General features: G+C 39.4%; 9 protein-coding genes. 8 read left to right on the top strand and 1 reads right to left on the bottom strand.

Annotation, left to right across the window (positions count from 1 at the left end; translation table 11 throughout):
* On the top strand, positions 1 to 1,060 hold a 1,060-nt coding region (locus Q0296_RS01100; RefSeq protein ID WP_298035730.1), incomplete at its 5' end, for a hypothetical protein.
* 77 nt (positions 1,061 to 1,137) lie between these two features.
* Here the strand turns inward: Q0296_RS01100 and Q0296_RS01095 are convergent.
* Entirely contained in the window at positions 1,138 to 1,968 is an 831-nt protein-coding gene (locus tag Q0296_RS01095; protein WP_149701451.1) for a peptidylprolyl isomerase, read from the bottom strand.
* 70 nt (positions 1,969 to 2,038) lie between these two features.
* Here Q0296_RS01095 and gltX point away from each other — a divergent pair, with 70 nt between their 5' ends.
* From gltX to Q0296_RS01060, 7 genes are all read left to right on the top strand, one after another.
* Positions 2,039 to 3,418, top strand: a complete 1,380-nt coding sequence (gene gltX, locus Q0296_RS01090; protein ID WP_298035729.1) for a glutamate--tRNA ligase — start codon at positions 2,039 to 2,041, stop codon at positions 3,416 to 3,418.
* On the top strand, positions 3,415 to 4,668 hold the full coding sequence (locus tag Q0296_RS01085; RefSeq protein ID WP_298035728.1) for a malic enzyme-like NAD(P)-binding protein: 1,254 nt from the start codon (positions 3,415 to 3,417) through the stop codon (positions 4,666 to 4,668). The genes gltX and Q0296_RS01085 overlap by 4 nt, the downstream gene beginning before the upstream one ends.
* A gap of 92 nt (positions 4,669 to 4,760) precedes the next feature.
* A complete protein-coding gene (upp, locus tag Q0296_RS01080; RefSeq protein WP_298035727.1) occupies positions 4,761 to 5,387 on the top strand; it encodes a uracil phosphoribosyltransferase in 627 nt (208 codons plus the stop codon).
* 9 nt (positions 5,388 to 5,396) lie between these two features.
* Complete coding sequence (locus Q0296_RS01075) at positions 5,397 to 5,903, top strand: ribonuclease domain-containing protein (RefSeq protein ID WP_298035726.1); 507 nt, start codon at positions 5,397 to 5,399, stop codon at positions 5,901 to 5,903.
* Positions 5,900 to 6,172 carry a barstar family protein gene (locus tag Q0296_RS01070; protein WP_298035725.1) on the top strand — a complete coding sequence of 91 codons (273 nt, stop codon included), beginning with the start codon at positions 5,900 to 5,902 and terminating at the stop codon, positions 6,170 to 6,172. Before Q0296_RS01075 ends, Q0296_RS01070 begins: the two co-directional genes overlap by 4 nt.
* Complete coding sequence (locus Q0296_RS01065; RefSeq protein WP_298035724.1) at positions 6,169 to 6,852, top strand: MqnA/MqnD/SBP family protein; 684 nt, start codon at positions 6,169 to 6,171, stop codon at positions 6,850 to 6,852. The genes Q0296_RS01070 and Q0296_RS01065 overlap by 4 nt, the downstream gene beginning before the upstream one ends.
* An 88-nt stretch (positions 6,853 to 6,940) precedes the next feature.
* Positions 6,941 to 8,365: an SPFH domain-containing protein gene (locus tag Q0296_RS01060; RefSeq protein WP_298035723.1), complete on the top strand. Its 1,425-nt coding sequence runs from the start codon at positions 6,941 to 6,943 to the stop codon at positions 8,363 to 8,365.
* The last annotated feature ends 88 nt before the right edge of the window (positions 8,366 to 8,453 follow it).

The raw sequence follows: 8,453 nt of genomic DNA, 5'->3' as shown, positions 1-8,453 counted from the left end.
AGAAGTGGCACGACAATATTTTAAAAAACATGAGATAAATAATATTAGGGTAATTAGACGAGCTATAAATGCACTAAATGATTATCATGAATATTTGGAGAATATAGAAGAAAATCATAGAAAAATAAAGAATTGTATTTTGATGTTTATATTGGGAATATCTGTTATAAACTCTATGAATTCACTAAGTAAAGTTGAACAATTTTTTGGTGTAAGAAATTTTTATGGCGAATTGCAGGATATATTTGGTTTGTTTAAAAATATGAGTAATGTAGACGCATTAATATTTTCTAAAGATGTAGACTATCATCAACTAAGTTTAAATATATTTTCTTATGTAAAAAGATCGATTATAGATGCTGATGAATTTAAAAAAATAGTTGGGAGGCTAATAGAGAGGGAGCAATTTGAAGAAGTAAAAAATAGCATTATAAATGAATACTTTAATGGTATATATGATTTGCAATACAAAAATTTTGACTTTACAAATAAGCTTTTTGGTTATTTAGAAGAAAATAAGGAAAGAATATTAGATATAGTAGAATTTGATTCTTTTTTATTATATATAGAAAAACTAGGAGAATTTGACGAAAAACATAAAGAAAAATATCATAAATTTGCTATCGAAGTATTATTAAAACATTTAAAATCTATATTTGACAATAAACAATATGAATATTTTGATACAGAGACTATCAATAAAATGAATGGCTTTGATGACCAAATCAGAGATTTATACAATGAGCTTATGTATGAAAAAGAGTTTTTTAAAATATCTACTGCAGAAGGTATAAAAGAAAATATTTTCATGAGTAAAGGTCCAATATCAGAAGTATTGTCATCTAAAATAAAAAGTGAAGACTTAGAAAAATATTGCTATGCGAATAAAGATTTTGTATATAGTGCAGTGAAATTTTTACACCCTGATAGGCATCCAGAAGCCAAAAAGCTTAAAAATAAAATTCTAGGTGTATTTGAAAACATATCTAAAAATGGCAATGAAAGCCAAAGGCGTAAAATGGGGTTAATTTTGGAGTATTTAAATAATAAGGATTGCTAAAAATAGTTTTGTTTAAAAACTAAACTCATGATTATTATAGGATGAAATTTAGCCACCAAAGATGGCTAAATTTGAAGTTATCTTAGAATTTGAATTTTTGCTTTTGCGCGGAGTTTTTCGAAGTAATCACTCATTAATTTCTCTTGCTCGCCTTGGTAAAGCTCGTTTATAACGTTATCTTTTACATCAGCAAAGCTTGGTGTGTATGAGCCGATCTTCTCTTTTACTAAAAACATATCAAAGCTATCAGGTCCTTGCAAAGGCTGTGTGTAGTCGCCGTTATTTGTGCTTGAGATGATAGCAGCAAGCCTTGGATCTATGCTTTGATAGTCCAAACTAACCTCTTGTGTTTGTACGCCGTCTAGTAGCTTCGGGCTTGTCTTTTGAGCTTCAAGCAGATCTGGGTCTTTTGCTCTATAAACTACGACTCTAGCGGTGCTAAAGACCTTAAATTTATCAGGATTAGCGTCAAAATACGCCTTTGCTTTTTGCTCATTTATATTTTTGCCAGCCTCAGCAGCTATGCTTTTGTAAAGCTTTTCTTGAAGCATCTTGTGCTCTAAGTTGTTTTTAAAGTCCAAAAAGTCCATACCTTGAGCTTGGATAGAGCTTCTAAACTGCGAATTTGTCATACCATTTTGCTTTGCGATCGCTTCGATCCTGTCGTTTAATTCAAAAGGTGTCACGCTTAAATTTAAGTTTTTTATCTGTGCATCTTCAAGTCTATCTCTGATAAGCAAATTTAAAGCGTCCTGCTCTGTTGTCTTTAGCTGTTCCTTCAAACTATAAACCTCGTAAAGCGTGATAGGCTCGTTCTCCACGATAGCTGCGATGCCGTTTATCATCTGAGCTGAATATAAATTTAAGGCACTTAACACGCCAACAGCCAAAAAGAGCAATTTTTTCATAATGAAACCTTTATTTAAGTATTTAGTAAATATAATTTTGGGCAATTATAACATAAAAATAAGGCACAAAATGATAGTTACTAGATTTGCTCCGTCGCCTACTGGATACCTACACATAGGCGGACTTAGGACAGCTCTTTATAATTATTTATACGCAAGAGCTAATAATGGAAAATTTTTTCTCCGCATCGAAGATACTGACTTAAAACGAAACTCAGAAGAAGCCACACAAGCCATAAAAGAGGCATTTGCCTGGTGCAAGCTAGATCACGACGGCGAAGTGACATATCAGTCAAAGAGGTTTGATCTTTACAAAGAGTATGTTAAAAAGCTGCTTGATGAGGGCAAAGCCTACAAATGCTACATGAGCAAAGAGGAACTTGAGGAGCTTAGAGCCAGCCAAGAGGCTAGAAAAGAGCGCCCAAAATATGATAATAGATATAGAGATTTTAAAGGCACGCCTCCAGCTGGCATCGAGCCAGTTATCCGTATAAAAGCCCCACTTAGCGGCGAGATCGTCATACATGATGGTATAAAGGGTGAGGTTAAATTTAAGGTTGAAGATATCTTAGATGACTTCATCATCGCTAGAAGCGACAGCACGCCAACATATAACTTCACGGTCGTGATAGATGATGCGTTAATGGGCGTAACTGACGTTATTCGCGGTGATGACCACCTCTCAAATACCCCAAAACAGATCGTTCTTTACGAGGCGCTTGGCTTTAAAACACCTAAATTTTACCACGTCGCTATGATAAATGGCGAGGACGGCAAAAAGCTTAGCAAAAGGCACGGCGCGACTGACGTTATGGAGTATAAAAAGATGGGCTACTTGCCTGAAGCGCTCTTAAATTTTCTTGTTCGTCTTGGCTGGAGTCACGGCGATGATGAGATTTTTACTATCGAGGATATGCTTAAATACTTCAATCCAAACGATATCAACAAAAGCTCAAGCACCTACAACGCTCAAAAGCTTGACTGGCTAAATTCTCACTACATCAAGACCTTGCCTTACGATAGGCTAGCGCACGATATGCTCGAGTTTGGCGTGGATTTTAAGGCTTTGGTAAAGGGCGAGCTACTGCTAAATTCACTCCGTGAGAGGTCAAAAACCTTAATCGAGATGGCAAATAGCGCAAATGCGATAATTAACGCTCCAAAAAGCTATGACGAGAAAGCTTGGGCTAAATTTATAAATGAAGATAGCAAAGAAATTTTGGCTAAATTTGCTCAAATTTTAGACCGCGACCTTGACGCAAAGGGCTACGAGGAGCTAACTAATAAATTTTTAGAGCAAAATGGCTTAAAACTAAAAGACCTAGCTCAAGCCTTAAGGATAGCGCTAACTGGCTCAAGCGTGAGCCCAAGTATCTTTGAAGTGCTTGAAGTAGTAGGCAGTAATGAGATCAAAAACAGAATACAAAATTTATTAAAGGAAGAGAAATGACACATGTAACTAAAGAAGAGGCACTAAACTACCACATCGGCGGCAAGATCGAGATCAGGGTAAAGACACCTTGCGAGACTTCAAGAGACCTTTCAATGGCCTATACACCAGGCGTTGCTGAGCCATGCCGTGAGATAAATGCAGACACTGAGCTAGCTTACAAATACACAAATAAAGCAAATTTGGTGGCTGTCATCACTGATGGCACGGCTGTTCTTGGACTTGGTGACATCGGCGCTATCGCTGGTAAGCCAGTTATGGAGGGCAAGGCGGTGCTATTTAAGAAATTTGCAAACGTTGATGCCTTTGACATCGAGCTAGATGAGCATGATCCTGATAAGATCGTTGAAATTTGCAAGGCTCTAGCTCCTACATTTGGCGGTATAAATTTAGAAGATATCCGCGCTCCAAAGTGCTTTGAGATCGAGCGAAAGCTTCAAGAAGCAGTCGATATCCCTGTAATGCACGACGATCAACACGGCACGGCGATGATAACAAGCGCAGGCATGATAAATGCGATGGAAATTTCTGGCAAAGATATCTCTAAGATAAAGATCGTAGTTAGCGGTGCAGGTGCGGCTGGCATAGCTTGCGCTAAGATGTATAAAGCACTTGGTGCAAAACATATCGTGATGATAGATAGCAAAGGCGTCATCCACTCAAAAAGAACAGACCTAACTCCAGAGAAGGTCGAATTTGCGCTTGAGACCGAGGATAGGACACTAGCTGATGCGATGAAGGGCGCTGATATGTTCCTAGGTCTTTCAAAACCTGGCGTTGTGACAAAAGAGATGGTCGTGTCGATGAACAAAGAGCCTATCATCTTTGCTTTGGCAAACCCAGTGCCTGAAATTTTCCCAGAGGACGTCGTAGCTGTAAGAGATGACGTTATGATGGGCACAGGCAGAAGCGACTATCCTAACCAAGTAAATAACGTTTTGGGCTTTCCGTTTATCTTTAGAGGCGCGCTTGATGTTAGAGCTAAAAAGATCACTGAAAATATGAAAATGGCTGCAGCTAGAGCGCTTGCACAGCTTGCAAAAGAGCCAGTGCCAGCTGAAGTTTTAAAAGCAAGTGGCGTTAGTGAGCTAAAATTTGGCAAAGAGTATATCATCCCAAAACCATTTGACAAGCGCGTGCTAACAGCGGTCGCTCCAGCAGTTGCAAAAGCTGCGGTTGAAGATGGCGTAGCGAGAGTAAAAGATTTTGATGTTGAGGCTTACAAAGCTAAACTTGCAAAAGGTTTTTAATCAAATTTAGCCCAACTTTGGGCTAAATCTCTTTTAAATTTGGCAGTTCTTAATGCCAAACCTTACAAAAATTATAAATTTAAGGACAAAAAATGCAAAATGTTAAGCTCATCTCACACCCATTGATCGAGCACAAATTAACCATTTTACGTGACAAAAACACCCCGCCTTTTCAGTTTCGCATGCTAGTTGATGAGATCAGCTACCTTATGATCTTTGAGGCGACTAGAAATTTAAAGGTAAAAGAGGTCAAAGTCCAAACCCCAGTCGCCACTGCAAGCGCTAAAAAGCTCACTACAAAAGTGATGATCTGCCCTATTTTAAGGGCTGCTCTTGGCATGCTTGATAGCGTATTTACCATCATTCCAGACGCGAGCGTGGGATTTTTGGGTTTTCAGCGCAATGAAGAGACAGCGCAGGCTGAGTTTTTCTACGCAAAGCTTCCAAAAGACGCAAAAGAGCGCATGGCGATCATCATAGACCCTATGTTTGCGACCGGCGGCACGGCGATAGACGCGGTCAAATTCTTGCGTGAAAAGGGCGTTAAAGAGATCAAATTTATCTCTATCATCGCTGCACCTGAGGGGCTAAAAAGATTTAGCGAAATTTACCCAGACGTCGAGGTCTATACGGCATCGATCGATGAGAAATTAAACGAGAAAAACTACATCGTTCCAGGTCTTGGCGACGCTGGCGATAGAGTTTTTAACACACTTTAAGGGCTAAATTTGAACAAAAGACTTTTGCCAGCCTTAGTTGCTTTTGTACTGGCTATCATAGTCGGCACTTTCTTTTTTTCAAAAGAGGACGGCGAGGCGAATAAAAACGCTCAAATTTTACTTGAGCAGCTTAATAAAGAGGGGCAAAAAAGCCTAAAAATAGAGGCTGAGGGCTCATACACTTCAAAAGACGAGGTCGCACTTTATATCTATAAATTTAACAAGCTGCCAAAGAATTTCATAACTAAAAAAGAGGCACTTGAACTTGGCTGGGACGCAAAAAGCGGAAATTTATGGCAGATAAGCGGTGGCAAAAGCATCGGTGGAGATAGATTTTCAAACCGAGAAAAGAGGCTGCCTGAGGCTGATGGTAGAAAGTGGTTTGAGTGCGATGTGAATTATAATGGCGGCAGACGCGGTGCTGAGAGAATTTTATATTCAAACGACGGGCTTATCTACTACACGCCTGATCACTACGAGCATTTTTACCTGCTTTATGAGAAGAGGATGCAATGAAAATCGTGATCTTGGATGCTAAAAAAATACTCGAAAAAGAGAAGATGCATGAGTATTTTGCTAAGAAATTTGACCTGCCAGAGCACTACGGCAGAAATTTAGACGCGCTCTTTGACTGTCTTTGTGAGATAAATGAGCCAACGCTTATAAAGCTAAAAAACGAAGATGCCTTGCAAGGTGACACGAAAGAGAGCTTAATTCGGCTATTTCATGATGTTTGCAATGAAAACGAGCTAGTTAAATTTGAGCTTGTAAAAGATGAAAAATGATATTTGGAAAGATTGATTATCTAAATTTACTCCCATTTCACGTATTTTTAAAGGCAACTCCGCTCAAAACTCAGGTAAAAAAGGCGATCGAGTTTAAAAAAGGCGTCCCAAGCAAGCTAAATAGAGCCCTAAACGCTAGAAAGATCGACGCTGCGGTCATATCAAGCATAGCAAGCAAAAAGGCAAATTTAAAGAAGCTAAATTTTGGCATAGTCGCCAAAAAAGATGTCAAAAGCGTGCTTGTTCGCAAAAACTCAGATATGAAATTTGACCCAGCTTCAGCTAGCTCAAACGCCCTAGCAAATATACTTCATCTAAAAGGCGAGGTGATCATAGGTGACCGCGCGCTAAAGGCATATTTAAGTGAGGGCAAAGAGTGTTTTTACGACCTTGGTAAAATTTGGCACGAAAAGACAAATTTGCCCTTTGTTTTTGGTAGATTTTCTTACGTAAAAAATGGCTCGTTTTACAAAAGACTGGTCGCAAAATTTTTGCAAAAAAATGTAAAAATACCAAACTATATCTTGGCCAAGTATGCTAAAAGTCGCGGCATAAGCGGGCAAGATATCAAGTGGTATCTCAAATTTATAAGCTACAAAATAGGCCCAAAAGAGCAAAAATCACTCCGCAAATTTTTTAAAGAGCATAGACTCTTAAAAGAGCTCAAATTCCCAGCCTAACGGGCGCTAAATTTAATCATCAAATGGATTATATTTTAAGAGCTTCTAGACTATAATCCTCTCATAAAAATTACAAAAAGGAGAAAAAATGGAATTTACATATGTGGTTCCAATAGCTGCTGCTGCGGTCATTGTGCTGCTTTTTATCTTGATACCGCTTTTATTTAGGCGTGTTGTTGCTACAAACGAGGTGCATATCGTTCAAACATCAAAGAGCACCACATCTTACGGCAAAGATACGACAAATGGCAACAGCTACTACGAATTTCCAAGCTGGATACCGATCATCGGTGTGACAAAGATCGTTTTGCCAGTCTCGGTTTTTAGCATAAAGATAGATGGCTACGAGGCTTACGACGTGGGACGTTTGCCTTTTATGGTCGATATCACCGCATTTTTTAGGATAAAAGATAGTAACCTAGCAGCGCAACGTGTCATAAACCTTAAAGATATGGAGCTTCAGCTAACTGATATCATCCAAGGCTCGATCCGTTCGATACTAGCTAGCAAGCAGCTTGAGGAAATTTTGCAGCAAAGAAGTGAATTTGGCTTAGAATTTACGACCGCAGTCAAAGAGCAGCTGCAAAACTGGGGCATAGAGCCAGTGAAAAACATCGAGCTAATGGACATCCGCGATAGCAGAGATAGCAAGGTCATCTTTAACATCATGGAGAAAAAGAAGTCAGAGATCGAAAAAGAGTCCCGTATGACTGTGGCTGAAAATAAAAAGTTAGCCGAGATCGCTGAGGTAAACGCTAAACAAGAGACTGATGTGAAAAAGCAAGAGGCTGAAAAGGCCGTGGGTCTAAAAACTGTAGAAAACGAAAGAGAGGTCGCTATATCACGCCAGCAAGCTTGCCAGCAAGTGGCTGACCAAGAGAAGATCACCAAAGAAAAAGAGATGGAGGTTATCAGAGTGACCGACGTCAAGCAGGCTGAAATTTCAAAACAAGTAGAGATCGTTAAGGCTGAACAGGAGCAAAAAAAGATAGAGATCGACGCTGAAGCTAGGAAAAATGCGAAGATCAAAGACGCTGAAGCGCACAAGCAAAATCAAATTCTAACAGCAGAAGGTGAGAAAGAGAAAGCATTTTTGGAGGCTGCTGCCTTGCTAGAGACTAAAGATAAAGAGTCGCAAGGTATCCAAAAGATAGGCTCTGCAGAGGCTGAAGCGCTAAGGCTAAAAGAGCTCGCCCCTGTAAATGCACAGATCGAGCTAGCCAGAGAGATCGGCGAAAACGAGGGCTATCAGACCTATCTTATCTCTATTAAGCAGATCGAGGCAAATAGGGACGTGGGCTTAGAGCAGGCTAAGGCGCTAAGCGCGGCTGATCTAAAGATCATCGCAAATGAAGGAAGCGTCTCAAACGGACTATCTAAAATAAGCGACGTGCTAAGCTCAAAAGGTGGCACAAATTTAGCCTCGATGCTTGAAGGCTTAAACCAAAGCGAGATAGGCAAAGGGCTAATAGATAAATTTATAAAACCAAATGGCGACTCGTCTAAGAAATAGCTATTTAGGGGAGAGATCCCCTAAATTTATTTAAATTTAGTCATCAAACTCGTGTGAGATGACTGGGGAGAATTCCTCCCAGTGAAGC

Source organism: uncultured Campylobacter sp., from assembly GCF_937890585.1.
Lineage (GTDB): Bacteria > Campylobacterota > Campylobacteria > Campylobacterales > Campylobacteraceae > Campylobacter_A.
This window is presented reverse-complemented; position numbering and strand designations above follow the sequence as displayed.